Source organism: Propionibacterium australiense (assembly GCF_003666605.1).
GTDB classification, from domain to species: Bacteria; Actinomycetota; Actinomycetes; order Propionibacteriales; family Propionibacteriaceae; genus Propionibacterium; species Propionibacterium australiense.
Map to the genome: position 1 here is coordinate 21,154 of NZ_RCIV01000020.1, position 25,561 is coordinate 46,714.

Here is a 25,561-nt window from a genome sequence, read left to right on the forward strand (position 1 = left end):
GCGGCGCCCCGTCGTCATGGCCGCCGACATCCCCGTGCCCGGGGGGCGGTTCCTCATACCGCGCACCATCATTGAGGAGATCGGCCCGACAACCCCTGCCCGGGGGCGGCCCTGCATCTCAGCGTTCAGAACATGTGGAGGCAGCCCGACATCCCCCGTCCGGGGTGCGGCCCGGCGCGCCCTCAGCCGAGCAGTCGATGGAAGACCCCGCACCCGATGACCTGCATGCCAGCGCACCGGGTGCGGCCCGGGGCGCCGTGCCGGCCGCCCACCCGGGGCCGGGATGCGTGCCGTCACGGGGGCTGAACCGGTTGTCACAGGGACGACGGGCCGGTCCTGGTCACTGGGCCGTGCGGTCATGCGGGCGATGCTTGCGGGGCCCGTGCCGCTGAAGTGCCGGGCTCTCGGGCGTGCCCTCAGAGGGCGGTGTGCAGGCGCACCTGGCGCAGGCTCACCGAGCCGTCCTCGGGGCCGATCTCACGGTGCGCGCCGTCCGGCGCCCAGCCGCAGCCGGTGAGGAAGGCGCGCAGCCCGTCGTCGGTGGTCGGCACCCACCAGGTGGCGCGTTCGAAGCCGTCGGCCCGCATCGTGTCGACGACGGCGTTGAGCAGCCGCGAGCCGTGCCCGCGGCCGGTGCGCCCGACGACGAACTCGCCGACGACCGCGTCGGTGGGTTCGGCGTCCGGGTCCTCGCTGGGGCCGATGGCGGCGAAACCGAGTACCGTCCGGTGGTCCTCGGCCGTCGCGACGAGCACCCGGTAGCTCGCGAGCGGGGGAGCGGTGATCGCCGACAGCCAGGTGGCCGACACGACGGCGTGCCCGGGCAGCTGATCGCCCAGCCCGGCCCGGGCCCAGGCCCCGGCCTGGAGCTCGGCGATGCGTCCGGCCTCGTCCGCCATGGCGAGCCGGACGAAACCCGGCTCCGGGGCGTCGGCGTGGTGCGCGGTCTCGTCGTGCAGGTGCTCGCTCACGGTTCACAGCCTACGGCCGCGGCGCCGGCGGTCCCCGGCCGACGGCACCGCTAGGCTGTGCCCGTGACACATGACGGTTTGAAGAATCCTCCCCAGCTGAAACCCGACACCCTGCGTGTCGTCCCACTCGGCGGCCTGGGCGACGTCGGGCGCAACATGACCTGCTTCGAGCTCAACGGGAAGATCCTCATCGTCGACTGCGGCGTGCTCTTCCCCGAGGAGAGCCAGCCCGGTGTCGACCTCATCCTGCCGGGCCTGGACTACCTGGCCGACCGTCTCGACGACGTGGTGGCCCTCGTGCTCACCCATGGCCACGAGGACCACATCGGCGGCGTGCCCTATCTGCTGCGTCAGCGCCCGGACATCCCCGTCTACGGCAGCCGGCTGACCCTGGCCTTCGTCGAGGCCAAGCTGCGCGAGCACCGCCTGCGCGACTGCGTGCTGCACACCGTCGCCGAGGGTGAACGGGTCGACGTCGACGCGTTCGGGCTCGAGTTCTTCGCCGTCACACACTCGATCCCGGACGCCCTGGCCGTGGTCATCCGCACCCCGGCGGGCTCGGTGCTGCACACCGGCGACTTCAAGATGGACCAGCTGCCGCTCGACGGGCGGATCACCGATCTGCGGGGATTCGCCCGCGCCGGCGCCGAGGGCATCGACCTGCTCATGGCCGACTCGACGAACGCCGAGGTCAAGGGCTTCACGCCGCTGGAACGCGACATCCTGCCGAACCTCGAGCGCGTCTTCGCCGAGGCCTCCCGCAAACTCGTCGTGGCCTGCTTCGCCTCCCACGTGCACCGCGTCCAGGAGATCCTCGACCTGGCCGCCCGGCACGGCCGGAAGGTCTGCTACGTCGGACGCTCCATGGTCCGCAACATGGCGGTCGCCCGCGACCTCGGCTATCTGCACGTGCCCGGCGACATCCTCATCGAACTGTCCCAGCTCAACGACTACCCCGACGACAGGGTCGTGGTGGTCTGCACCGGGTCCCAGGGCGAGCCGTTGGCCGCCCTGAGCCGCATCGCCAACCGCGATCACCCGGTCATCGGCATCAACCCCGGCGACACCGTGCTGTTCGCCAGTTCCCTCATCCCGGGCAACGAGAACTCCGTCTACCGCGTCGTCAACGGCCTCACGAGGCTGGGGGCCAAGGTCGTGCACCGCGGCAACGCCTTCGTGCACGTCTCGGGCCACTCGGCCTCCGGCGAGCTGCTCTACCTGTACAACGTCGTCAAGCCGGGCAATGTCATGCCGATCCATGGTGAGGAGCGTCACCTCGTCGCCAACGCCGACCTGGCCGTCGCCACCGGCGTGCCACGCGACCGCGCCATCGTCGCCCATGACGGTGACGTCGTCGACCTGCGTGACGGGGTCGCCGAACTCGTCGGTCTCGTCGACGCCTCGTACATCTTCGTCGACGGCTCGACCGTCGGCGACGTCTCCGAGTCGAGCCTGACCGACCGCCGGATCCTCGGCGAGGAGGGATTCATCTCGGTCGTCGCCGCCGTCGACCTGCGCAAGGGCGAGGTCGTGGCCGGCCCCGATGTCTCGGCCCGCGGTTTCCTCGAGGCTCCGGCGGTCTTCGACGAGGTCACGACGAAGATAGCCAGGGCGCTCGACGAGGCGCTCGGCGAGGGCGTCGACGACGAGCACCGTCTCCAGCAGGTGGTCCGCCGGACGGTCGGCCAATGGGTGTCGAGCACCTACCGTCGCCGGCCGATGATCGTCCCGGTCGTCATCGCGATCTGAGCCCAGCCCGGCCGGCGGCTGCCCGGCGGGATTTGGGGAACGCCTCGCCCGCGGGATACAATCACCAAGTTGCGCCCTGGTTGGCGCTGTTCACTGTCATCGAAGAGGTCAAGGAGTCGCCATGGCTGCCGTGTGCGAGATCTGCGGCAAGGGCCCCGGCTTCGGGCACAACGTGCCGTGGTCGAAGAAGAAGACGAACCGCCGCTGGAATCCGAACATCCAGCGCGTCCATGCCGTCGTCAACGGCACGTCGAAGCGTCTGAACGTCTGCACTTCCTGCCTGAAGGCCGGCAAGGTCACCCGCTGAACCCAGGCTCTGTGAGAGGGGGCCGCTCCATCGTGGGGCGGCCCCCTCTCATCCGTTCCCGTCGCCCCGCCGGGCCGGAACGCGACGGGGACCGGACATCATCGGGCTCGCGGCCCGCCCCGGGCCCGCCGGACAGGACCGCCCGGCCCGGCGGCGGGATCCGGTCCGGCCCGGGAAATGTCCGGCCATCCCGCTAGTCTCGGATGCGTGGCTGGACGAACGAGACCGACAGGGCGGGCCCCGCGCTCCGGCCAGGTGGCCAGTGCCTTCCACACGCAGGCGTTCCGGCGCCTGTCCGAGCCGCTGTCGGGCGTCTTCGGGGCGAGGACGGCCAAGGCATTCGGCGCCGTCGGTGTGCACACCCTCGACGACCTCATGCACTACACGCCGCGCGACTACCTCTACGGCACCCAGCGCAGCGACCTTGGCGCGCTCCTGCCGGGGGAGCGGGCAGCGGTCCTGGCCGGGGTCGCCACAGTCGGCGCCCAGCCGTTCAAGGGCGACACGCGCCGCTGGCGTCTCGAAGCGGTGCTCACGGACGGCCGGGGCCGGCTCAAACTCATCTTCTTCGGCAAGAAGTACCTCGTCGACTACTGGCAGCGTCAGCTCTCGATGGGTTCCAGGGGCATCTTCGTCGGCAAGATCGGCGAGTTCCGCGGCGAACTGCAGATGAGTCACCCCGACTTCGTCATGCTCGACGACGACGGCCGCATCGTCGGCGCCGCCGACGAGAAGAAGACCCAGATGGCCCAGGTCGTCAGCCGCGGCGAGGTGATCGGCATCTACCCGGCTCGTGCCGCGCTGCCGACCTGGCAGATCGCCGAATGCGTCGCCATGGCCCTCGACATGCTCGCCGGCATCGACGACCCGCTGCCCGAGCAGATCCGCGCCGCCGAGGAGCTGCCCGGCCTGCTCGAGGCCTTCACCATGGTCCACCAGCCCCGCAGCCGCCAGGACGTCGAGTCCGGAATGCGCCGCCTCAAGTTCGACGAGGCGCTCGGCCTGCAGCTCACCATGGCCCGCCGACGCCGCGAGGCCGCCGCGCACCCGGCGGCCGCCATCGCCGCCCGCGACGACGGCCTCCTGTCGGCCTTCGACGACCGGCTCCCCTTCGAACTCACCGGCGCCCAGCAACGGGTCAGCGCCGAGATCGCTGCCGACATGGCCTCCGAACGCCCCATGCAGCGGCTGCTCCAGGGCGAGGTCGGGTCAGGCAAGACGGTCGTCGCCCTGCGCGCCATGCTCGCCGCGGTCGACGCCGGATACCAGTCCGTCCTGCTGGCGCCCACCGAGGTGCTCGCCGCCCAGCACGCCGCCACCATCGGCTCGCTCATGGGTGATCTCGCCGACGGCGGCACCCTCGGCGCCCCGGAGCAGGCCACCGGTGTCGAGCTGCTCACCGGCTCAGTGCCCGCCGCCCAGCGCAGGGCGATCCTCGACCGGATCGCCTCGGGCGAGGCCGGCATCGTCATCGGCACCCACGCCCTGCTCGGCGACGAGGTCCGCTTCGCCGGGCTGGGGCTCGTCGTCATCGACGAGCAGCACCGCTTCGGCGTGGAGCAGCGGGCCAGGCTCACCACCGGCGGCGCGCTGCGCCCGCACGAACTCGTGCTCACCGCGACGCCGATACCCCGCTCGGTCGCCATGACGGTCTTCGGTGATCTCGAGGTCTCCACCCTCCGGGATCTGCCGGGCGGCCGCGCCGACGTGCAGACCACCGCGGTCCTCACCGCCGAGCACCCCACCTGGACGGGCCGGGTCTGGGAACGGCTGCGTGAGGAGGTGCAGGCCGGGCGTCAAGGATTCGTCGTCTGCCCCCGGATCGGCGGGTCCGAGGGCTCCCCGCCCGCCGGCGCGGACGGCGCCGGACAGCCGGCCGGCGCCGAGGAGACCTACGCCAGGCTCGGTCGACGTGAGCTGGCCGGTCTGCGCCTGGGGCTCCTGCACGGGCGGCAGAGCGCCGAGACCAAGGCCGCCACGATGGCCTCCTTCGCCGCCGGTGAGATCGACGTGCTCGTGACGACCACCATCATCGAGGTGGGCGTCGACGTGCCCAATGCCAGCGCCATGATCATCCTCGACGCCGACCGTCTCGGGATCAGCCAGCTGCACCAGTTGCGCGGACGCATCGGCCGCGGCCGCTTCCCGGGCGTCTGCCTGCTCCTGAGCGGCGCCGACCCGCGGACGGCCTCGGCCCAGCGGCTGCGCGACGTCGCGGCGACGCATGACGGCTTCGCCCTGGCCGAGCTGGATCTGGCCCAGCGCCGCGAGGGCGACGTACTGGGCGCCGAGCAGTCGGGCACGCGCAGCTCTCTGCGGCTGCTCCGGGCGCTCGATGACGCCGATGTCATCGCCCGGGCCCGCCGCACGGCCGATGCCCTCGCCCACGAACCCGCCGAGAGGCTGCCCGGCGGGCTGGCCGACATGATCCGTCACAGCGAGCGACTCAGCGCCGCCGAATGGCTCGAACGCGACTGAGCCGCCCGGCGGCGGTGCGGCCACGCCGGGCACCCCCCGCTCCGCCGCCCCACGGTCGCCCCTGCGCCGGTGAGGCGGCCGGCGGCGTCCTGGGAACGGGGGCCTGCTCCCGGCCCCCGGGGCTCACTGACTGGGTTCGGGGCCGAACTCGAAGTGGCGTGCGGTGAGCTGGGAGGGAATGATGCGCACCCAGTTGTTCTTCAGGGTGGGCACCCAGGGGCGCAGCGGGGCTTTCGCGAGACGGGCCAGCTCGTCGGCGTCCTCGATGAGGGTGGCCGTGCCGCGCAGCAGCACGCTCCAGCCGCCGTCCTCGGTCCAGGCGTCGGCCTCGAACGCGACGTGGGAGTTGAGGGCGAGCTTCTCGAGCTTGCTGCCAGGGGCGCTGCGGAAGACGACGCTCTCACCGTCCAGGCAGAAGTTCACCGGGTAGATCTCGGGAATGTCCTCGGAGGCCACGGCGATGCGGCCCACGTCGACGCTGGCGAGGTAACCCCAGGCGCTCTCCTCTGGGATCTCTGAAATCGGACTCGTGATGTCAGTGTCAGCCATGGGCCTATCTAACCTCACAATCGGTTCCGTGGCCCATGAAAAGCCGCCCCGAAAATGTCGGATCGCTAATCTTGAGCTGTGGGCAGAATCATCGCGGGCCGTGCGCGCGGCGCACGGCTGGTGGCCCTGGAGGGCACCGTGACCCGTCCCACCACCGACAGGGTCAGGGAGGCCCTGTTCAGCGCTCTCGCTACGTGGAACGGCACCGCCGGCGAACCCGCCGAGTCCCAGTGCGCGGGACTCGCCGTCCTGGACCTGTTCGCCGGCTCCGGAGCCATCGGCCTGGAGGCCGCCAGCAGGGGAGCCGGGGCTGTCCACCTGGTCGAACGGGACCGGAGGGCGGCCGGGATCATCCGTCGCAACATCGCATCGACGGGCCTGCGCGCCCAGCTGCACGTGCGTGACGCCGCGGCGTTCCTGGCCGGCCCGCCGCCGGTCGTCTTCGACGTCATCGTCGCCGACCCGCCGTACGCCCTGCCCGCCGGCGACCTGGCCGGGCTGCTCCAGGCCGCCGGCGACGGCGGATTCCTCGCCGCGGACGGCATGATCGTCGTCGAACGGTCCCGGCGCGGCCCGGAGCCCGCCTGGCCGGCCGGATTCGAGTTGAGCAGCCGCCGGGACTACGGTGAGACAGCCCTGTACTTCTGCCGGCCAGCAGAAAGGTGAGCCAGATGCCCAAACCGGTCCGTGCCGTCGTCCCCGGGTCCTTCGACCCGATCACCCTCGGCCACCTCGACATCATCACTCGGGCCCATGACGTCTTCAACGAGGTCATCGTCGCCGTGGGCCGCAACACCACCAAGAACTACCTGTTCGACCTGGACGAGCGGCTGGCGCTCGTGCGCGACGCCGTCTCGGGGCTGTCCGGCGTCAGTGTCGAACCCATCGACGCGCTGCTCGTCGACTTCTGCCGCGCCCACGACGCCGCCATCATCGTCAAGGGCGTACGGTTCGGTTCCGACTTCGACTACGAGCTGCAGATGAGCCAGCTCAACCGGGTGCTCTCGGGCGTCGAGACCGTGCTCCTGCCGGCCGGGCACGACTACGGCACCATCTCCAGCACGCTGCTGCGCGAGGTGGCCGCCAACAACGGCGACATCAGCCGGTTCGTGACACCGGCCGTCCACGAGGCGGTCCTGCGGAAGAACCGGTCCTAGACCGGTTCCGCGCCGTGGGCGGCGGTCCCGCCGGTGCGGTGCACGGCAGGGCCGGGGCGGTTGGGACCGGGCCATAGTCTTGTGGTGTGAGTACCCATCTGGACGCCCGTGACCCGCTCGTCCTCGACACGCACGAGCTCGCCCGGCAGGCCGGCGCGCTGCGGGAGCTCCACGACACCGTCGAGGCCCCCGCCGACCTGGGCATCGAGGTCATCGGCGTGCCCGAGGGCGCCCCGATGCGGCTCGACCTGACCCTCGAGTCCGTCGTGGAGGGCGTGCTCGTCACCGGGGCCGTCCAGGTGCCGCTGGCCGGGGAGTGCTCGCGGTGCCTCGACCCCATCAGCGACCGGGGCAGCTACCGGATCACCGAGCTGTACAACTACCCGGGCCGGCCGGCCGAGGACGACGAGCTGTTCCTCGAGGACGACCTGCTCGACCTCGAACCCGCCATCCGCGCGGCCGTCGTCCTCGAGCTGCCGTTCAGCCCGCTGTGCCGCCCCGACTGCCGGGGCCTGTGCCAGGTCTGCGGCACCAACCTCAACGAGAACCCCGATCACCGCCACGAGTCCGCCATCGATCCGCGCTGGAGCAAGCTTGCCGGGCTCGGCGGCGACATGGCCTCCCGCGGCGGCCCTGACAACGAGGATTAGGCTCCAGGCAGGTCAGGGGGTATATTTGCACGTTGCGTGCCCGTGTCGGGCGTGCCGCAAGACCCATGATCGAGGAGGACTAACGTGGCTGTCCCGAAGCGGAAGATGTCCCGCAGCAACACGCGGTCGCGCCGCTCGCAGTGGAAGGCTGCGCCGGTGACGCTGGTGACCTGCCCGAACCCCGCGTGCCGTACCCAGCACCTTCCCCACACCGCATGCCCGAAGTGCCACCAGTACGGCGCTGGCGAGAACAGGCGCACGGTGGCGGGGAGCCTGAACACTCGTGAATTCGAGTAAGACCTCGAACCCATTCATCGCGCTGACCAAGGAGCTCGGTATCCGGATGGACACCGAGCTCCTTGAGCTTGCGTTGACGCACCGGTCCTACGCCTACGAGAACGGGCAGATCCCGCACAACGAGCGGCTGGAGTTCCTGGGGGACTCGGTGCTCGGGGTCAACGTCACCGACTACCTGTACCGGGCGTTCCCCGACTTCCCCGAGGGGCGGCTTGCCAAGGTCCGTGCCTCCGTGGTGAGCGCGGTGAGCCTCGCCAAGGTGGCCCGGGCGCTGTCCATCGGCCAGCTCGTCAAACTCGGTCACGGTGAGCTGACGACCGGCGGACGTGACAAGACGAGCATCCTGGCCGACACGACCGAGGCGCTCATCGGCGCCATGTACCTCACCGACCCGGCGGGCGCGGCCCGGTTCGTGCACCACATCTTCGATCCGCTCGTCGACCAGGCGATCCGCACCGGGGCCGGCCTGGACTGGAAGACATCCCTGCAGGAGATCTGCGCCTGGATGGGCGTGGACCCGCCCGAGTACGAGATCGAGGAATTCGGCCCCGATCACGACAAGCACTTCGTCGCCACCGCCCTGGCGGCAGGCCGCCGGTTCAACGCCGGTAAGGGCCACAACAAGAAGCAGGCCGAGCAGCGCGCCGCCGAGTACGCGTTCAAGGCACTCAAACGGGACCGCGACCGCCAGCTGGCCGAGCAGGACCAGCAGGCCGAGGCGAGTCGGAGCTGATGCCCGAGCTCCCCGAGGTGGAGGTCGTCCGGGCCGGGCTCGAACCCCATCTGACCGGGCGCCGCATCACCCAGGTCACGGTCCTCGACGAGCGCGCCGTGCGCCGCCACGAGGCAGGCGCCGCCGACTTCGTCCAGCGGCTGACCGGCCTCGAACTGGACCGCCCGGCACGCCGCGGCAAGTACCTGTGGTTCCCCACCACGAGCGGTGACGCCGTCCTGGCCCACCTGGGCATGAGCGGGCAGTTCCGCGTCGGCTCGCCCGGCGATCCGCCGGTGCGCAACACCCGTGTGCTGCTCGACCTCGACGACGGCACCCGGGTGCGGTTCGTCGACCAGCGGCTGTTCGGCGGGCTCTCGTTCAGCCCCGGTGGCGCCCGGCTGCCGGCCGAGATCTCCCACATCGCGCTCGACCCCTTCGACGAGCACTTCGACGTGCCTGCCGTCGCGCGCGCCATACAGGCCAGGCGTTCCACCCTGAAACGCGCCCTGCTCGACCAGACCCTCGTCTCGGGCATCGGCAACATCTACGCGGACGAGGCCCTGTGGCGCGCCCGCTGCCACTACGACTTCCCCACCCGGGCGCTCAGCACACGGCGGGCCCGCGCCGTGCTGCGCGCCGCCCAGCAGGTGATGACCGAGGCGCTGGCCGCCGGCGGCACGAGCTTCGACGAGCTGTACGTCCAGGTCAACGGCAACGGCGGCTACTTCGACCGTGCTCTCGCCGTCTACGGGCGGGCCGGGCAGCCCTGCCCGCGCTGCGGCACGCCCATCGTCCGGGAACGGTTCATGAACCGATCGAGCTATCTCTGCCCGCGATGCCAGCGCCTGCCCGCCACGGCAACCGCGGGGCGGGAAAAGGCGTGAGCGGCACGGCCGGGGCGCCGGAAGGGTAGGTTGGTCAACCATGAGTGAGCAGACCAGGAGCGCTCGCAGCGGCCGGTGGAGCCGGCTGGTGGGCCAGTTCGTCCGGTTCGCCGTCGTCGGCGGATCGGGTGTCGTCGTCAACATGGCCGTCGCCGTCGTCCTCAACAAGCTGCACGGCGGGTCGGCCAATGCCACCCGCATCCTGTTCCCCATCCCCGGCACGAGCTTCAACTTCCGGTTCAGCTCGCTGGTGTGGATCGTCTCCTTCCTCATCGCGAACCTCTACAATTACCAGCTGAACCGCAGCTGGACCTTCCGCGGCACCTCACGCGGCTGGTGGAAGGGCTTCTGGCAGTTCCTGTCCATCGGTGCGGTCGCCGCCCTCATCGGCTTGGTCCTCAAGGCCCTCATGGTGAGCCCGGGCAATCTCATCACCCTGCGCGGCGACTGGTTCGACGCCTGGACGTGGCGCCACGGCGGCAGCATCCTCGCCCAGCTCGAGGACGCCTGCCACTCGCCCGAGTACGTCGCGCACGCCCTGTCGGTGCTCGTCACCATGCCGATCAACTTCATCGTCAACAAGCTGTGGACCTTCCGGGGCCGCAAACCCGCCGCCCCCGTCGGCCCCCGGGACGGCAGCGAGGCGAGCCAGGAGTACGTGTGAGCACGGTCGTGCGCGGGCCCGAGGGCGCGGCCGGCCGCCGCCCGTGGCGGGGGAGCGGGGCGGCATGTACCTGAAGTCGCTCACGCTGAAGGGGTTCAAGTCCTTCGCCTCGGCCACCACCCTCAACTTCGAGCCGGGCATCACCGCCATCGTCGGTCCCAACGGGTCCGGCAAGTCGAACGTCGTCGACGCCCTGGCGTGGGTCATGGGCGAGCAGGGCGCCAAGCACCTGCGCGGCGGCAGGATGGAGGACGTCATCTTCGCCGGCACGGCGGGGCGCGCACCGCTGGGGCGCGCCGAGGTCACCCTGACGATCGACAACACCGACGGCGCGCTGCCCATCGACTACACCGAGGTGACGATCTCGCGCACCCTGTTCCGCTCGGGCGGCTCCGAGTACGCGATCAACGGCCAGACCGCCCGGCTGCTCGACGTGCAGGAGCTGCTGTCCGACACCGGCATGGGCCGGGAGATGCACGTCATCGTCGGCCAGGGCCAGCTCGACCAGATCCTGCAGGCCACCCCCGAGATGCGGCGCGGCTTCATCGAGGAGGCCGCCGGCGTCCTCAAGCACCGTCGCCGCAAGGAGAAGGCGGTCCGCAAGCTCAACTCCACCTCGGCCAACCTCGACCGGCTGGGTGACCTCATCTCCGAGATCCGCCGTCAGCTCAAACCCCTCGGCCGTCAGGCGGCGGTGGCCCGCAAGGCCGCAGTCGTCCAGGCCGAGCTGCGGGACGCCAGGGCCAGGCTCATGGCCGATGACCTGACCGCCGCCACCCTGGCCCTGGAGTCCGAGATGGCCTCGGCCGCCACCCGCGAGGAGCAGAAGCGTCACGCCCAGGACCGCTTGGACGCCGCACGGCGCGTCCAGGAACGGGCCGAGGCCGACGCGGCGGCCGCCCAGCCGGCGCTGACCAGGGCACAGGAGCAGTGGTACGGGGCCCGGGCGCTGCGCGAACGCGTCGCCACCGTCGTCTCGATCAGCGCCGAACGCATGCGGCACCGGGTCGACGACGAGCCGGCCGCGAACAGCCGCGACCCTGACGAGTTGGAGGCCGAGGCCGCCGAGATCCGCGAGCAGGAGGCCGGGCTGAGCGCCGAGATCGAGGCCGCGCGGGCCAGGCTCGAGACGGCCGGCGCCGAACGAGCCCGCCTGGAGAACGAGCACGCCGCGGCGGAGAAGGAGTACGCCGCGCAGCTGCGGGCCATCGCCGACCGTCGCGAGGGCCTGGCGCGGCTGGGCGGCCAGGTCGCCTCACTGCGCTCGCGTCTGGAGGCCGGCGACGAGGAGACCGAACGGCTCGCCGCCCGCCGTGACGAGGCACTCGGACGGGCCGCCGAGGCGGACCGTCAGTACCTGGCGCTGGAGTCCCAGATCACCGGTCTCGGCGAGGGCGAGTCGGACCTCGACGCCCGCTACGAGGAAGCGGCCGCCACGGTCGAGGCCGCCCGCGCCCGGGTCGAGCGCTGCGAGACCGAGCGGGTCCGGCTCGACCAGCGGGTCGCCACGCTGACTGCCCGCATCGAGGCCCTCGAACTGGGCCTCGAACGCAAGGACGGGGCCGCCGCGCTCGCCGAACGCGAAGGGCTCGGCGTCCTCGGCCCGGTGGCGGGACTGGTCCGCGTCGAGCCCGGCTGGGAGGCGGCGCTGACCGCGGCCCTGGGCGCTGCCGCCGAGTCGCTGGCCGTCGCCGGGCTCGCCGAGGCCGAGCGGGCACTGGTCCTGCTCAACGCCGAGGACCTCGGCGCCGCCGCGCTGCTCGTCGCCGGCGAGCCGGGCGAGGAGCAGGAGCGACCCCGCCTCGTCCCGCCGGCACGCTACCTCGACGAACTCGTCAGCGCGGATCCCCCCGTGGCGGGGGCGCTGCGCCGGCAGCTGCGCGACACGGTGGCCGTCGAGGACCTCCCCTCGGCCCGGGCCGTCGTCGAGGACCATCCCCGGCTGCGGGCCGTCACCCGCACCGGCGAGCTGCTGAGCAACTGGTTCGCCTCCGGGGGGACCGGCGGCCAGCAGAGCCTCATCGAGCTGCAGGCAGCCGTCACCGCGGCCCGCGACGAACTCGAAGACGCCCGGCACGAGGCCGAGCAGATCCGTTTCGCCGCGGTGCGGGCCGGCGAGGAACTGACCGCTGCGGAGCAGGACGCCGGTGCGGCACTGGCCCGGCTCAACGAGTCGGACGCCGCCATGGCGGCTCTCGCAGAACAGATCTCCCAGGCCGGCCAGGCCGCCAGGGGCGCCCGCGCCGAGGCCGACCGGCTGGCCACGACGATCGAGAAGACCAGGGCGGGCCGCGCGGCGGCCCAGGACGAGCTGGCGGTCCTCGAGGAACGCCTGGCCCGCGCCAACGACGAGGCGGACCTGACCGAACCCGACTCGACCCGGCGCGACGAACTGGCCGTCGCCGCCCGGCTGGCGCGTCAGGACGAGATGGACGCCCGGCTGGCGCTGCGCACCGGTGAGGAACGCGCCCGCTCCCTGGCCGGGCGGGCCGATTCCCTGACCCGCGCCGCGGCACGGGAGCGACGCAGCCGGATCGAGGCCGCCGCCCGGGCCGAGAAGGCCCGGCGCGAGGCCGCCGTCGCAGCCCGCGTCAACCAGGCCGCCACGTGGCTGGCCGACCGCGTCGAGGAGACCCGGGCCGCGGCCGACGTCGAACGCCAGCGGGCCGACGCCGAACGCATCGCGGCCGAGGCGGCGCTGGCCCAGGCCCGCCGACAGGCTCGCGACCGGGCGAAGGAGCTCGACGAGCTCGTCGAGGGATCCCACCGCGACGAGATGGCCCGGATCGAGCAGCGGATGCGCCTCGAACAGCTCACCGAGAAGGCCCTGACCGAGCTGGGGATGGAGGCCGAGACCCTCATGGACGAGTACGGCCCCGACAAGCTCATCCCAGTCCTCACCCACCCGGACGGCACCGCCCTCACCGAGGACGACGAGGTGCCCGAGCCGGTGCCCTTCGACCGCGAGGAGCAGACCCGGCGCGCCCGGCGCGCCCAGCGCACCCTCGACCAGCTGGGGCGCATCAACCCGCTCGCTCTGGAGGAGTTCGACGCCCTCAACGAACGCCACCAGTTCCTCGCCACCCAGCTCGAGGACCTGAAGAAGACCCGCAAGGACCTGCAGGACATCATCAACGAGATCGACGACCGCGTCCAGGAGGTCTTCACCCAGGCCTACGCCGACGTGGAACGCACCTTCGGCGAGGTCTTCCCGCGCCTGTTCCCCGGCGGTGAGGGCCGTCTCGTCCTCACCGACCCGGACGACATGCTCACCACCGGCATCGACATCGAGGCCCGCCCGGCCGGCAAGAAGGTCAAGCGCATGTCGCTGCTGTCCGGCGGCGAGCGCTCGCTGGTGGCCGTCGCCTTCCTGTTCAGCCTGTTCATCGCCAGGCCCAGCCCCTTCTACATCCTCGACGAGGTCGAGGCGGCGCTGGACGACACGAACCTGTCGCGTCTGCTCGGCATCTACGAGGGGCTGCGCAAGGACTCCCAGCTCCTGGTCATCACACACCAGAAACGCACGATGGAGAAGGCCGACGCCCTCTACGGCATGACGATGCGCGGCGACGGCGTCACGACCGTCATCTCGCAGAGCCTGGCCGACTGAACTCGGCCCGAGGGCAGGTGGCCGAGGGCTCGCGGGCGAACCACCGGCGCGGTGAGCGGCCCCGGACGGCGGGGCCGGTGCGCAATAATGGGGATGCGTCCGATCCTCCGACCAGTGCTGGAGCCCGTCGTGTTCCTGTTCGTCATCGCCACCCTGCTCATCCTGGCCCTCGCCCTGGGCATCGGGCTGGTCGTCGTCGTCGGCATGCAGGGATACCGCCGTGAGGAGAACAAGAAGCTCTACCGGCGTCTGAACAGGATCGCCGTGCGGATGAACGGGGACGTTCCCCGTGACCAGCCCTGACCGCGCCGGTCACGCCCGGCCCGTCCGGTCCCCGGGCCAGTAGACTCGTCGCGTGAGCACAACGATCTGGGTAGTCATCGTCATCGCCGCGTGTGCGCTCGTCGGCGGCATCATCGGCGGGCTCGTCCATGCGCGCCGGACCAGGGGTGAGCTGGCCCCCGCGGCCGAACCAGCCCAGATCCCGGCGCCGCAGGCCCCCGCGGAGCCGTCGCCCGCGCCGCAGCCCCCAGAGCCGGAGGCCGCCGAACCCGAACCCCAGGCCCCGGCGCTGGACGTGCCCGAGGCCCCGGCCACTCGCATGGTGCGCCTGCGCCGCAGGCTGGCCGGCTCGAACAACCACCTGGCGCGGGCCCTCGCCGAGCTGCTCAGCGCGGACCGCATCGACGAGGACGTCTGGGACGACTTCGAGACCACGCTCATCACCTCCGACCTCGGGGTCGGCCCCACCACCGAACTCGTCGAGAAGCTCCGCAGCGAACTGGCCATCGAGGGCATCAGCGAACCGGCCAGGGCCAGGGAACTGTTGCGCGCCGAACTCATCAGGCTCGTCGATCCCAGTCTCGACCGGGCCCTGGACCTCACTCACGCCGAGGGGCTGCCGGCCGTCATCATGCTGGTCGGCGTCAACGGCACCGGGAAGACGACCACCGTCGGCAAGCTCGGCCGCATGCTCGTCGCCCAGGACCGCAGCGTCCTGTTCGGAGCCGCCGACACCTTCCGCGCCGCAGCTGCCGAGCAGCTCAGCACCTGGGGTGAACGGGTCGGTGTGCGCACCGTCCGCGGCGCCGAGGGCGCCGACCCCGCATCGGTCGCCTTCAATGCCGTCGACGAGGGCATCGCCGGCGGCACCGACGTCGTCCTGGTCGACACCGCGGGCCGCCTGCACACCAAGGTCGGTCTCATGGACGAACTCGGCAAGGTCAAGCGGGTCATCGAGAAGAAGGCCCCCGTCAACGAGGTCCTGCTCGTCCTCGACGCCACGACCGGCCAGAATGGCCTGACCCAGGCGCGGATCTTCGCCGAGGTCGTCGACGTCACCGGCATCGTCCTGACCAAGCTCGACGGCTCGGCGAAGGGCGGCATCGTCGTCCAGGTCCAGCGGGAACTGGGCGTGCCCGTCAAGTTCATCGGCCTGGGCGAGGGCGCCGACGACCTGGCCCCCTTCGATCCCGAGGGCTTCGTGGACGGACTGCTGGGCGAGTAGGGCCTGCGGGGCCCACGTATTGTTGACCCCACATCTTCTTCGACCGAGGGAACGCCTGTGTTCGACACCCTGCAAGATCGCCTTGCCGCAACCTTCAAGTCGCTGCGTGGCAAGGGCCGCCTCACGGACGCCGACATCGACGCCACGACACGCGAGATCCGTATCGCGCTGCTCGAGGCCGATGTCGCGCTGCCGGTCGTCAAGGAGTTCGTCTCCCACGTGCGCGATCGTGCCAAGGACGCCGAGCTGTCGAAGGTCCTCAACCCCACCCAGCAGATCGTCAAGATCGTCAACGAGGAACTCATCTCGATCCTCGGCGGCCAGGAACGCCCGATCAGGTTCGCAAAGTCGCCCAAGCCGACGGTCATCATGCTCGCCGGCCTGCAGGGCGCCGGCAAGACGACCCTGGCGGGCAAGCTCGGCCACTGGCTGGCCGAACAGGGCCATTCGCCGGTCCTGGTCGCCGCCGACCTCCAGCGCCCGAACGCCGTCCAGCAGCTGCAGATCGTCGGCGAGCGCGCGGGCGTCCCGGTCTACGCCCCGCAGCCCGGCAACGGCGTGGGCGACCCGGTACAGGTGGCCCGGGACGCCGTCGACGAGGCCCGCCACAAGCTCTACGACGTCGTCATCGTCGACACGGCCGGCCGGCTGGGTATCGACGAGGAGATGATGGCCCAGGCCCGCGACATCAAGGCCGCCGTCAATCCCGACGAGACCCTGTTCGTCGTCGACGCCATGATCGGTCAGGACGCCGTCAACACCGCACGCGCCTTCGAGGAGGGCGTGAGCATCGACGCGGTCGCCCTGTCCAAGCTCGACGGCGACGCCCGCGGCGGCGCGGCCCTGTCCATCGCCCGCGTGCTCGGCAAGCCGATCATGTTCGCCTCCAACGGCGAGCAGCTCACCGACTTCGACCTCTTCCACCCCGACCGGATGGCCAGCCGGATCCTCGGCATGGGCGACATGCTCACCCTCATCGAGCAGGCCGAGAAGGCCTTCGACGAGGAGCAGGCGAGGGCCAGCGCCGAGAAGCTGCTCGCCGGCAACGGCGAGTTCGGCCTGCAGGACTTCCTCGACCAGCTCAAGCAACTGCGCACGATGGGTCCGCTCACCAAGATCTTCGGCATGCTGCCCGGCATGGGCGGCCAGATGAAAACCGCCCTGGACAATCTCGACGAACGCGAGGTCGACCGGCTCGAGGCCATCATTTTGTCGATGACCCCGGCCGAACGCGCCGACGTGAGCATCCTCAACGGCTCACGCCGCGCCCGCATCGCCAGGGGTGCCGGGGTCCAGGTGCACGACGTCAACTCCCTGGTCAACCGCTTCGTCGACGCCCGCAAGATGATGCAGTCGATGGGGCCGATGATGGGCATGGGCGGCGGCGCCAGGAAACCGCGCCCCCCCAAGGCCGAGCGGTCGGCGCTGGCCATGGACCGCTCCGCGAAGAAGAAAGGCAAGAAGAGCAAGAAGAAGGGCACCGGACGGCAGGTGCCCACCCAGCTGGCCGGGGGAGCGCAGAACCCCTTCGCCAAGGCCGGGCCGCAGCTGCCCGACGCGGCCGGCGGTTTCGAACTGCCCGAGGACCTGCGCGGCATGTTCGACAAGTGAGGGCGGGCACCGGTGAGCGAGCGCCACGGCCATGACGAGCAGCCAGGGGAAAACGGCCCCTGGCGCCTGAGCGGGGTGCTGCTGCCGGCCGGCGAGCCAGCAGAGCTGTGGGTCGCCGACGGCATGATCGTGCCCGGTCCCGTCGCGGGGGCCACGAGCATCGCCCGCGGGGGCTGGATCGTGCCGGGTTTCGTCGACGCCCACTGCCACGTCGGACTGGGCCATGGCGGGGCCGTCACCATGGACACCGCCCGCGAGCAGGCCGTCACCGACCGGGACGGGGGCACCCTGCTCATCCGCGACGCCGGCTCACCGGTCGACACCCATGCGTTCGACCACGATCCGCGGCTGCCCCGCATCATCCGGGCCGGACGCCACATCGCCCGGCCCAAGCGCTACATCGCCGGCTACGCAGCCGAGATCGAACCCGGCGAGCTCGTCGCCGAGGTCGAACGGCAGGCCCGATCCGGTGACGGCTGGGTGAAGATCGTCGGCGACTGGATCGACCGCTGCCTCGGCGACCTCGCGCCGCTGTGGGACCCGGACGAGGCCGCGGCAGCCATCGCCCGCGCCCACCAGCTCGGCGCCCGCGTCACCGCTCACTGCTTCGCCGAGGAGTCCGTCGCCCAACTCGTCGAGGCCGGCATCGACGGCATCGAGCACGGCACGGGCATGAGCGAGGCCGTCATCGACCAGATGGCCGCCCGCGGCGTCGCCCTGGTGCCCACCATGATCAACCTGGCCACTTTCGACCGCATCGCGGACGCCGGTCAGGCCAAATATCCCGTCTACGCCGCCCACATGCGCGCCCTCGGCGCCCGCCACAGGCAGGTGCTCGCCGCCGCCCGCGAGGCCGGGGTGCCGATCTATGCCGGTACCGATGCGGGCGGCACCATCGGGCACGGGCGCATCAGCGACGAGATCGCGGCGCTGGCAACCATCGGCAGTCCCGAGTTCGCGGTGGGGGCGGCCAGCTGGCGCGCCCGGTCCTGGCTGGGGCGCTCCGGGCTCCAGTACGGGGCCAGTGCCGATCTCGTCGTCCTGGGGGCCGATCCGCGCTCCGACGTGAACGTGTGCGCCAACCCCGAACTCATCATGCTGCGCGGCGTGCCCCATCGGCGCTGAGCGGTGCCGTCCACATCGTGGGTCCCGCCCGGGAATTGCGTGTCCGTGAGAGGATCGGTGCATGACTGATCGCCCCGACTTCATCGACTCCACCGCCCCCCAGGGCCCCGATGCCCACCAGGAGTCCGTCTTCTCCCGGGGCGGGCAGGACCCCTCGCCGCAGGAGGACCGGCCGCCGGTGGACGAGGCCGACATGCCGGACACCGTCCTCGCCCCCCGCAAGGACACTGCGCGGACCAGCGCCCCGAACGTCCCGCCGGTGCCGCCGGCGCCGCCCCGGACGGCCCAGCCCTTCCCCAACGCGAGCAACTACCTGACCCCCAGCGCCCAGCCCGCCCAGCAGCCGTCGGCTCCGTACAGCGCGCCGTCGGCGCCGCAGCCGTCGGCTCCGTACAGTGCCCCCTCGGCCCAGCAGCCGACGGTCCCGTACAGTGCCCCCTCGGCGCCGCAGGGGAACTACTGGCAGCCCCAGCAGGCCACCTCGACCGACTTCCAGACCGTCCCGGGGTACGGCGCCCCGGCCTACGGCCAGCAGGGTTACGCCGGGCAGCCGCAGAACCTGCCCGCCGTGCAGGTTCCGGCCGCCACTGGCCCCTACTACGATCTCGGCCCGATCCTCATCCGCGGTGACCAGGTGATCACGCCCAACGGCACGATCCCGCTGTCACAGGCCCAGTTCACCTTCCAGGACATGTCCCAGACCGTCAAGAAGACACCGACGTGGGCGATCGTCGTCGCCATCGTCCTGTGCTGGTTCTTCCTGCTCTCACTGCTGCTGCTCATCATCCAGGAGGAGCAGACCACCGGTCAGGTCATCGTCTCGGTGACAGGCGGCGAGGGCACCTACCATCTGACGGTGCCGGTCAACAGCCAGGCGCAGGTCTACGCCTGGGCCCAGCAGGTGCAGCAGGCCCAGGTGATCGTCTCCCAGGCCCGCAGGTGACCGTGTCGGCGCGGCCGACCGAGTCGCCGCGATGCGCGCAGGGTTTCCGTCCGGGACAGCGGATCTGGCACAATGGGCGTCGCGTCTGCGTCGCGGTGCCCTCTCACGCCGCCTCGCAGACCCCACCGAGCGGCATCGCCGTGTCCCCACGCGTGCGAGGTGCGCTCATCCGTCTGCCCCAGGCACGTCCTGGGTATTCGTACAGGAGAAACCACACACCGTGGCCACCAAGATTCGTCTGAAGAGACTCGGCAAGATCCGCGAGCCGCACTACCGCGTCGTCGTCATGGACTCGCGCACGAAGCGCGACGGCCGCTCCATCGAGGAGATCGGCCAGTACCACCCGAAGGACGACCCGTCGGTCATCATCATCGACTCCGAGCGCGCTCAGTACTGGCTGTCCGTGGGCGCCCAGCCCACCGAGGCCGTCCTCGCCCTGCTCAAGCGCACCGGCGACTGGCAGAAGTTCACCGGCGACAGCTCGATCCCGTCGGGTGTCGACGAGAAGGCCCCCAAGGCCGACAAGCTCGAACTGTTCAACGCGGCCCTCGCCGAGGCCGACGGTGAGCCCGTCGCCAGCGCCGTCACGGCCAAGAAGAGCAAGAGCGCGGACGAGCCGGCCGCCGAGGCCGTCGACGAGAGCGCCGACGCCGAGCAGGCCGAGGCCTGACCGTGCTCACCGACGCACTGGAACACCTGGTTCAGGGCATCGTCGCGCATCCCGACGACGTGCAGGTCCGCGACCGGATGCTCCGCCGCGGCCGCATGCTCGAGGTCCGGGTCAACCCTGAGGACATCGGCAAGGTGATCGGCCGTCAGGGGCGTACCGCGACAGCGCTCCGCACCGTCATGTCCGCCCTGTCCGGCCATGAGCAGGTGCGAATCGACTTCGTCGACGTCGACCGCCGCGGGGTCCGCCGCCACTGATGAGTGATCCTGCGGCGACCGTCGAGATCACCGTCGCCACCGTGGGCAAAGCCCGTGGCGTGCGCGGCGAACTCGTCCTGCATCTGTACACCGACGAGCCCGAGCGCCGGCTGGCGCCGGGCTCGTCCTGTCGTGTGCGGGGCGACGGGCGGGTGCTCACCGTGCGGACCGCACGGTGGATCAACGACCGATTCGTCGTGAGCTTCGGCGAGCTGGCCGACCGCAGCGCCGCCGAGACGCTGCGCGGCGCCGAACTCGTCACCGACGTGCCCGCCGACGAGCGTCCGGCTGGCGAGGACGAGTACTACGACCGCCAGCTCGTGGGTCTGCGGGTCGTCGACGCCGGTGGCCGGACCCGCGGTGAGGTCACCGAGGTCCTCCATCTGCCATCACAGGACCTGCTGGCGGTGCGCACGGCGGGCGGCGAGCGCCTCGTCCCGTTCGTGGCCGAGCTCGTACCCGAGATCGATCTCGGGGCCGGCTGGCTGCGGCTGGCCGAGGTGCCGGGTCTGGTCGATGACGGCGCGGTCGAAGCCGGTGACGGGCGATGACCGCCGAGCCCGGAGGCCAGGGGCGACCGGTCATGCGCATCGACGCCATCACGATCTTCCCCGAGTACTTCGAGCCCCTGCGGCTGAGCCTCATCGGGCGGGCCATCGAGAGGGGACTGCTCGACCTGCGCACCCATGACCTGCGCGACTACACCCACGACCGCCACCGCACCGTGGACGACACCCCGTGCGGCGGGGGAGCGGGCATGGTCATGAAGCCCGAACCCTGGGGCGAGGCGCTCGACGCGCTGCTGGACAGCTACGGTCCGCGCGAGGACAGGCCGGTCCTGGTCTTTCCCACGCCCTCAGGACTGCCGTTCACGCAGGCCGTCGCCGACGAGCTCGCCACGCACCCCTCGGTCGCCTTCGCCTGCGGCCGCTACGAGGGCATCGACCGGCGCGTCGTGGACTGGGCCGGCGAGCACTTCGACGTGCGCGAGCTCAGCCTCGGCGACTACGTGCTCAACGGCGGCGAGGTCGCGGCGCTCGCCATGATCGAGGCCGTCGCCCGGCTCGTCCCCGGGGTCATCGGCAACCCGGACTCGCTGCTGGAGGAGTCGTACTCCAGCGCCGGCGGCGGACTGCTGGAATACCCCCTCTACACGAAACCGGCCAGCTGGCGGGGGCTCGAGGTGCCGCCGGTTCTGCTGTCCGGCGACCACGGCAGGGTCGCGGCGTGGCGCGCCGAGCGGTCCACCGAACTCACTCGCGAGCGGCGCCCGGACCTGCTGGACTAGTCGGCCGGCGACTGACGGTGGCATCGGTCCCGCGCCGGGGCCGAGGGCGGCCGCCGTCTTGGCTCATGGCCGGTGGATGTGTCACAATTGCTTGCTGTTGCGTCTGGTCCGGCTCCTGCCACAGGGGGATCGTCCGGTCCAGGGGCCCCATCGGATTTCATGGCGAGGCGACCTGTGGCGCCGACGAGGACGAGAGCATGACCAGCAATCTCATCAGCAGCATCGACCAGGCTTCGCTGCGCGAGGACATCCCGGATTTCAGGGTCGGTGATTCCCTCCGCGTCCACGTGAAGGTCGTCGAGGGTAACAAGTCCCGTGTCCAGGTGTTCGCGGGCGTCGTCATCTCCCGCACGGGCGCTGGTGTCCAGGAGTCCTTCACCGTGCGCAAGGTCTCCTACGGCTGCGGTGTCGAGCGGACCTTCCCGCTGCACAGCCCGATCATCGACCGGATCGAGGTCGAGCGTCGTGGTGACGTGCGCCGCGCCAAGCTGTACTACCTGCGCGGCCTGCACGGCAAGGCCGCCAAGATCAAGGAAAAGCGCGACAACGCGTGAGCAAGCCGGGTAAGGACCTGGACGACGCCACCGATTCGGCTGACCGCACCGGGAAGAGCGCACGCTCCACCAGGTCGGGTCTGCTGGGTTTTCTCGGCGAGTTCGGGCTCATCGTCGTCATCGCGCTGATCCTGTCGGCGCTGCTGCGTACGTTCTTGGTGCAGCTGTTCGTCATCCCCTCCTCGTCGATGGAGCACACGCTCGACATCGGGGACCGGGCGATGGTCGTCAAACCCATGGATTTCCACCGTGGCGACGTCGTCGTCTTCAGGGACCCCGGCGACTGGCTCTCCGAGAGCGCGGTCACCACGAGCCCGGCGCGCAAGGTCTTCGAGTTCCTCGGGGTCATGCCGGCCTCCTCGGCCGATCACCTCGTCAAACGCGTCATCGGCATGCCGGGCGATCACGTCACCTGCTGCAACGCGAACGGCCAGATCGAGGTCAACGGGACGGCCCTCGACGAGTCCTCGTACCTTTACCAGACGAACGGGTTCATGTCCACACCGAGCGACATCCCCTTCGACGTCGTCGTACCGGCCGACCACATCTTCGTCCTGGGCGATCACCGCAACGACTCCCGCGACTCGCGCTACCACCTGTGCGACGCCACGGACGGAGAGCCGGTGGGATCGGCGGCCTTCGTGCCGGTGGCCGATGTGACCGGACCGGTCGTGGCGATCGCGCTGCCGTTCTCGAGGGCGACGAGGCTGCACACCCCGGAGACCTTCGAGGCGGTCCCGGATGCCGGCTCGGCGCCCGAGGAACCGATCATCACCCTCAGTCCCTGCACCACACCGTGACCGGTCGCCTGTACGACTACGAGCACGCCCTGGCCGAGGCGGGGTTCGGCCCGGTCGCCGGGGCGGACGAGGCGGGCCGGGGCGCCTGCGCCGGCCCGCTGGTCGCCGCGGCCGTCATCCTCGACGACTCGCCCGAGGGACGCATCGAGGGGCTGGCCGATTCCAAGAAGCTCACCGCCGGGGCCCGTGAGCGCCTCTACGACGAGATCACCGCCAGAGCGCTGGCCTGGGCGTGCGTGCGGGTCGAGGCCACCGAGTGCGACCGCCTCGGCATGTCCGAGGCCGACCTGCAGGGGCTGCGCCGCGCCCTGCTGCGCCTGGAACCCGCGCCCCGTTTCGCACTGACCGACGGCTTCCCGGTTCCGGGCCTCCCGGTTCCCGGGCTCGGGCTGTGGAAGGGGGACCAGGTGTGCGCCTGTGTCAGCGCGGCCTCGATCATCGCCAAGGTCACCAGGGACCGCATCATGGACGCCTACGACGAGCAGTACCCGGGCTACGGATTCGGCGGGCACAAGGGCTATGCCACCGCGGTGCACCGTGAGAGCCTGGAACGGCTCGGGCCGTGCGCCATCCACCGGCTCAGCTACGCGAATGTCCGTGCAGCGACTAGGCTGGTTCAATCATGAGCAGCGCCGATGATCTTGATGCCTACGAGAACAAGCTCGAACTCGACCTGTACCGCGAGTACAAGGACGTGGTGAACATATTCACCTACGCCGTCGAGACCGAGCGGCGCTTCTACCTGTGCAACGCCGTCGACCTGAAGGTGCGCACCGAGGGCGGTGACGTCTACTACGAGGTCTCCCTGGCCGACGCCTGGGTGTGGGACATGTACCGCCCCAGCCGCTTCGTGAAGTCGGCCAAGATCCTCACTTTCCGGGACGTCTCGATCGAGGAGATCCAGCACACCGACCTGGAGGTCCCCGACTCCAAGTGAGCCCTGCCAGGGACCGGGCTGCGTGTGGTCCAGGTGCCACGATGCCGAACGATTGTGCAGGTCTGCGTGGCTCACAACTCACAGAGGTCGTCGAGGAGCGCACCGCGCCACCACGCGAGATCGTGCCCACCGGAGTAGACCGTGAGTTGACTGTCGACGCCAGCCATGACGAGGCCGTCATGCAGGCGTTCCACGTGGGACACCATCGGTCCTTCAAGAGACCCCACACCCAGCCTCACTCGGACGTCCGCGGGTGGTGCGCTCAGGACATGTTCGGTCACCCACGAGGTATCACGCTCGGACAGATCAGCCGGCTTGCGCCGGGCATCAGGCCTCCACCACATGGAGGGCGAATGAGCCAGAACCGTGCCGAACACGTGTGGGGCCGTTAGCGCCGCGGTGAGCGCTGTGACCCCACCGAGACTCTGGCCAGAGATGACGGTGCGTTCCCGTCCATCCCATGTCAGCTCGGGGTGATCGGCGCGTATCCGTGGCACGAGATGGTGTGCGATGTCGTCTACGAGCCCCGTGCGGCCCCCCAGGATTGCTATCCGGTCGGGGATGTCGAGATTGTCGATCCCCAGGATGGCGAACGGCCGAATCCTGCTGCTGGTGATGGCTGTGTCGATGGCACCGGGCAGCCTCATGCGGTCCAGCCAGACTTCGGCATCGGTGATGACCAACAGCCCGAGTGGTGTCGAGTTCCCCACCGCCGGAATGTAGAGACGGACCCGGCGTTCTTGTCCTGCGACAACGCGCCGGTCCTCGACGAGGCGCCCGGACTGGCGCGGGCCGGTGCCGTCCCACTCAGGCTGTGCAGGCGCCTCGTCAAGGGCCAGGATGGAGGCTTGCCGCGTTCCCCTCCCATAGAGCGGCGGAGATGGGTTGAACGGGTCGAGGCGGTTCTCGAGAGGAGACCACCGAGTGCCGAGCAGCGGGATACAGTCAGCGAGCGTGCCAAGGGGAATTTCCGAGAACGTGTAGGAGCCTCGGTACGAGGCGGGCAGGGACAGGGTGAGGCTCCAGACGTCACTACCGGAGAGCCGCGTCATGAGCCCCTGGGCGGCATTGCTCTTGTCGGTCACGCGATTCAGCTGAAGATGGACACCGTCCAGCTCGGCGTCCGAACGCCACAGGAAGGTGACGTGGCGCAAGCTCTCGTCATCCGGGTCTGGCTCGACGAGTGGTGTCCCCGTGGCTTCGAGGTCATGCCACACGGTGTCGTCGGCACAGCGCTGGGCGTCACGGAGCCACGCCTGGATGCGGGCGCGCGAAGACTCGCCACGTGCTGATGTGGTTGGCATCTCAATCGGTTCCGGGATCAGTCACACCGGCGTTCATTGGGTTTGCGACTAGCTGTCGCATAGGGTCATCAAAGATCATACAGAGGAACCGCACATTCTCGAGTCGCTACTCTTGGTTATTAGGTTAGCCTTAGCTAAAACAAGACAAGTTTACCAGACACGGCTTGGGGAAGGCGTCAACTGAATTGGCGTGCACTGTAACTTCTCGTGAGCACCACTCTCATTGGGTTTGGCCGAGATCGTCGTCGCTTACTGGTTCCGAGAACCTGTGGTTGGTTGCATGTTTGATTCGTGCGCTTCAGCAGAGTCTGGCGGCTCTTCACAGATGAGGGTGTGGATCGGTTGTTGGCCCTCGGGCGTGTTTGTGGGTCGAGGTCCTTGGGATGATGGGAGTTCCTACACAGCCGTTGCCAAGGACCTCGACATGGACAACGCTACCTTCACCACGCCTGATCTGACCTGGTTCTGCCGCCTCGACGATCTCGGCTTGACCGTTACTGGTCAGCACCTTGGGCCCGGGCGGGCCACCTTGTT

28 protein-coding genes are annotated in these 25,561 nt (G+C 70.4%); 25 read left to right on the forward strand and 3 right to left on the reverse strand.

The features are described 5' to 3' along the window. Positions 1-416: 416 nt before the first annotated feature. Positions 417-971, reverse strand: coding sequence for a GNAT family N-acetyltransferase (locus D9T14_RS11390; RefSeq protein WP_232012356.1), 555 nt, complete (start codon positions 969-971; stop codon positions 417-419). 63 nt (positions 972-1,034) lie between these two features. On the opposite strand from D9T14_RS11390, the gene D9T14_RS11395 reads away from it, so the two are divergent. From D9T14_RS11395 to D9T14_RS11405, 3 genes are all read left to right on the forward strand, one after another. After that, positions 1,035-2,720 (forward strand): ribonuclease J, encoded by a 1,686-nt coding sequence (locus D9T14_RS11395; RefSeq protein WP_119162383.1) that lies wholly within the window; start codon positions 1,035-1,037, stop codon positions 2,718-2,720. 121 nt (positions 2,721-2,841) lie between these two features. Beyond that, positions 2,842-3,027 carry a 50S ribosomal protein L28 gene (rpmB, locus tag D9T14_RS11400; protein ID WP_119162382.1) on the forward strand — a complete coding sequence of 62 codons (186 nt, stop codon included), beginning with the start codon at positions 2,842-2,844 and terminating at the stop codon, positions 3,025-3,027. A 177-nt stretch (positions 3,028-3,204) separates the two neighbouring features. Then, entirely contained in the window at positions 3,205-5,505 is a 2,301-nt protein-coding gene (locus tag D9T14_RS11405; RefSeq protein WP_119162381.1) for an ATP-dependent DNA helicase RecG, read from the forward strand. A gap of 123 nt (positions 5,506-5,628) precedes the next feature. On the opposite strand, the gene D9T14_RS11410 is transcribed toward D9T14_RS11405, so the two are convergent. Next, positions 5,629-6,054 carry a pyridoxamine 5'-phosphate oxidase family protein gene (locus tag D9T14_RS11410; RefSeq protein ID WP_119162380.1) on the reverse strand — a complete coding sequence of 142 codons (426 nt, stop codon included), beginning with the start codon at positions 6,052-6,054 and terminating at the stop codon, positions 5,629-5,631. Between the two features lie 78 nt (positions 6,055-6,132). On the opposite strand from D9T14_RS11410, the gene rsmD reads away from it, so the two are divergent. From rsmD to D9T14_RS11515, 21 genes are all read left to right on the forward strand, one after another. Continuing rightward, positions 6,133-6,720: a 16S rRNA (guanine(966)-N(2))-methyltransferase RsmD gene (gene rsmD / locus D9T14_RS11415; protein WP_119162379.1), complete on the forward strand. Its 588-nt coding sequence runs from the start codon at positions 6,133-6,135 to the stop codon at positions 6,718-6,720. A 5-nt stretch (positions 6,721-6,725) separates the two neighbouring features. Next, positions 6,726-7,211, forward strand: a complete 486-nt coding sequence (gene coaD / locus D9T14_RS11420) for a pantetheine-phosphate adenylyltransferase (protein WP_119162378.1) — start codon at positions 6,726-6,728, stop codon at positions 7,209-7,211. A gap of 86 nt (positions 7,212-7,297) precedes the next feature. Continuing rightward, on the forward strand, positions 7,298-7,861 hold the full coding sequence (locus D9T14_RS11425; RefSeq protein WP_119162377.1) for a YceD family protein: 564 nt from the start codon (positions 7,298-7,300) through the stop codon (positions 7,859-7,861). Positions 7,862-7,945: 84 nt separating this feature from the next. Beyond that, positions 7,946-8,158, forward strand: a complete 213-nt coding sequence (gene rpmF, locus D9T14_RS11430; protein ID WP_119162376.1) for a 50S ribosomal protein L32 — start codon at positions 7,946-7,948, stop codon at positions 8,156-8,158. Further along, the gene (gene rnc / locus D9T14_RS11435; RefSeq protein ID WP_119162375.1) at positions 8,145-8,891 is read left to right on the forward strand and encodes a ribonuclease III; all 747 of its coding nucleotides are present in this window, start codon (positions 8,145-8,147) and stop codon (positions 8,889-8,891) included. Before rpmF ends, rnc begins: the two co-directional genes overlap by 14 nt. Beyond that, the gene (gene mutM, locus D9T14_RS11440; protein ID WP_119162374.1) at positions 8,891-9,757 is read left to right on the forward strand and encodes a bifunctional DNA-formamidopyrimidine glycosylase/DNA-(apurinic or apyrimidinic site) lyase; all 867 of its coding nucleotides are present in this window, start codon (positions 8,891-8,893) and stop codon (positions 9,755-9,757) included. Before rnc ends, mutM begins: the two co-directional genes overlap by 1 nt. A gap of 40 nt (positions 9,758-9,797) precedes the next feature. Continuing rightward, positions 9,798-10,421: a GtrA family protein gene (locus D9T14_RS11445; RefSeq protein ID WP_119162373.1), complete on the forward strand. Its 624-nt coding sequence runs from the start codon at positions 9,798-9,800 to the stop codon at positions 10,419-10,421. A gap of 64 nt (positions 10,422-10,485) precedes the next feature. Next, the gene (gene smc / locus D9T14_RS11450; protein WP_119162372.1) at positions 10,486-14,031 is read left to right on the forward strand and encodes a chromosome segregation protein SMC; all 3,546 of its coding nucleotides are present in this window, start codon (positions 10,486-10,488) and stop codon (positions 14,029-14,031) included. A 93-nt stretch (positions 14,032-14,124) separates the two neighbouring features. Beyond that, positions 14,125-14,334 carry a hypothetical protein gene (locus D9T14_RS11455; RefSeq protein ID WP_126464276.1) on the forward strand — a complete coding sequence of 70 codons (210 nt, stop codon included), beginning with the start codon at positions 14,125-14,127 and terminating at the stop codon, positions 14,332-14,334. A 52-nt stretch (positions 14,335-14,386) separates the two neighbouring features. Further along, positions 14,387-15,538 (forward strand): signal recognition particle-docking protein FtsY, encoded by a 1,152-nt coding sequence (gene ftsY / locus D9T14_RS11460; RefSeq protein WP_119162370.1) that lies wholly within the window; start codon positions 14,387-14,389, stop codon positions 15,536-15,538. A 57-nt stretch (positions 15,539-15,595) separates the two neighbouring features. Beyond that, positions 15,596-17,149 carry a signal recognition particle protein gene (ffh, locus tag D9T14_RS11465; RefSeq protein WP_119162369.1) on the forward strand — a complete coding sequence of 518 codons (1,554 nt, stop codon included), beginning with the start codon at positions 15,596-15,598 and terminating at the stop codon, positions 17,147-17,149. 12 nt (positions 17,150-17,161) lie between these two features. After that, entirely contained in the window at positions 17,162-18,274 is a 1,113-nt protein-coding gene (locus D9T14_RS11470) for an amidohydrolase family protein (RefSeq protein ID WP_232012352.1), read from the forward strand. Between the two features lie 61 nt (positions 18,275-18,335). Further along, the gene (locus tag D9T14_RS11475) at positions 18,336-19,217 is read left to right on the forward strand and encodes a hypothetical protein (RefSeq protein ID WP_119162368.1); all 882 of its coding nucleotides are present in this window, start codon (positions 18,336-18,338) and stop codon (positions 19,215-19,217) included. 220 nt (positions 19,218-19,437) lie between these two features. Then, a complete protein-coding gene (gene rpsP / locus D9T14_RS11480; protein WP_119162367.1) occupies positions 19,438-19,887 on the forward strand; it encodes a 30S ribosomal protein S16 in 450 nt (149 codons plus the stop codon). Between the two features lie 2 nt (positions 19,888-19,889). Next, positions 19,890-20,144 (forward strand): RNA-binding protein, encoded by a 255-nt coding sequence (locus D9T14_RS11485; protein WP_119162366.1) that lies wholly within the window; start codon positions 19,890-19,892, stop codon positions 20,142-20,144. Further along, a complete protein-coding gene (rimM, locus tag D9T14_RS11490; protein ID WP_119162365.1) occupies positions 20,144-20,695 on the forward strand; it encodes a ribosome maturation factor RimM in 552 nt (183 codons plus the stop codon). The genes D9T14_RS11485 and rimM overlap by 1 nt, the downstream gene beginning before the upstream one ends. Next, entirely contained in the window at positions 20,692-21,432 is a 741-nt protein-coding gene (trmD, locus tag D9T14_RS11495; RefSeq protein ID WP_374955799.1) for a tRNA (guanosine(37)-N1)-methyltransferase TrmD, read from the forward strand. Before rimM ends, trmD begins: the two co-directional genes overlap by 4 nt. A 197-nt stretch (positions 21,433-21,629) precedes the next feature. Then, positions 21,630-21,986, forward strand: a complete 357-nt coding sequence (gene rplS / locus D9T14_RS11500) for a 50S ribosomal protein L19 (protein WP_119162364.1) — start codon at positions 21,630-21,632, stop codon at positions 21,984-21,986. Next, positions 21,983-22,786: a signal peptidase I gene (gene lepB, locus D9T14_RS11505; RefSeq protein WP_119162363.1), complete on the forward strand. Its 804-nt coding sequence runs from the start codon at positions 21,983-21,985 to the stop codon at positions 22,784-22,786. Before rplS ends, lepB begins: the two co-directional genes overlap by 4 nt. Further along, a complete protein-coding gene (locus D9T14_RS11510; protein ID WP_232012350.1) occupies positions 22,783-23,412 on the forward strand; it encodes a ribonuclease HII in 630 nt (209 codons plus the stop codon). Before lepB ends, D9T14_RS11510 begins: the two co-directional genes overlap by 4 nt. Further along, positions 23,409-23,723: a DUF2469 domain-containing protein gene (locus D9T14_RS11515; protein ID WP_119162362.1), complete on the forward strand. Its 315-nt coding sequence runs from the start codon at positions 23,409-23,411 to the stop codon at positions 23,721-23,723. Before D9T14_RS11510 ends, D9T14_RS11515 begins: the two co-directional genes overlap by 4 nt. A 71-nt stretch (positions 23,724-23,794) precedes the next feature. On the opposite strand, the gene D9T14_RS11520 is transcribed toward D9T14_RS11515, so the two are convergent. Continuing rightward, positions 23,795-24,877 carry an alpha/beta hydrolase-fold protein gene (locus tag D9T14_RS11520; RefSeq protein WP_170175760.1) on the reverse strand — a complete coding sequence of 361 codons (1,083 nt, stop codon included), beginning with the start codon at positions 24,875-24,877 and terminating at the stop codon, positions 23,795-23,797. Between D9T14_RS11520 and D9T14_RS13720 the strand changes: the two genes are divergently transcribed. Beyond that, positions 24,869-25,015, forward strand: a complete 147-nt coding sequence (locus D9T14_RS13720; RefSeq protein WP_170175759.1) for a hypothetical protein — start codon at positions 24,869-24,871, stop codon at positions 25,013-25,015. The genes D9T14_RS11520 and D9T14_RS13720 overlap by 9 nt on opposite strands. The last annotated feature ends 546 nt before the right edge of the window (positions 25,016-25,561 follow it).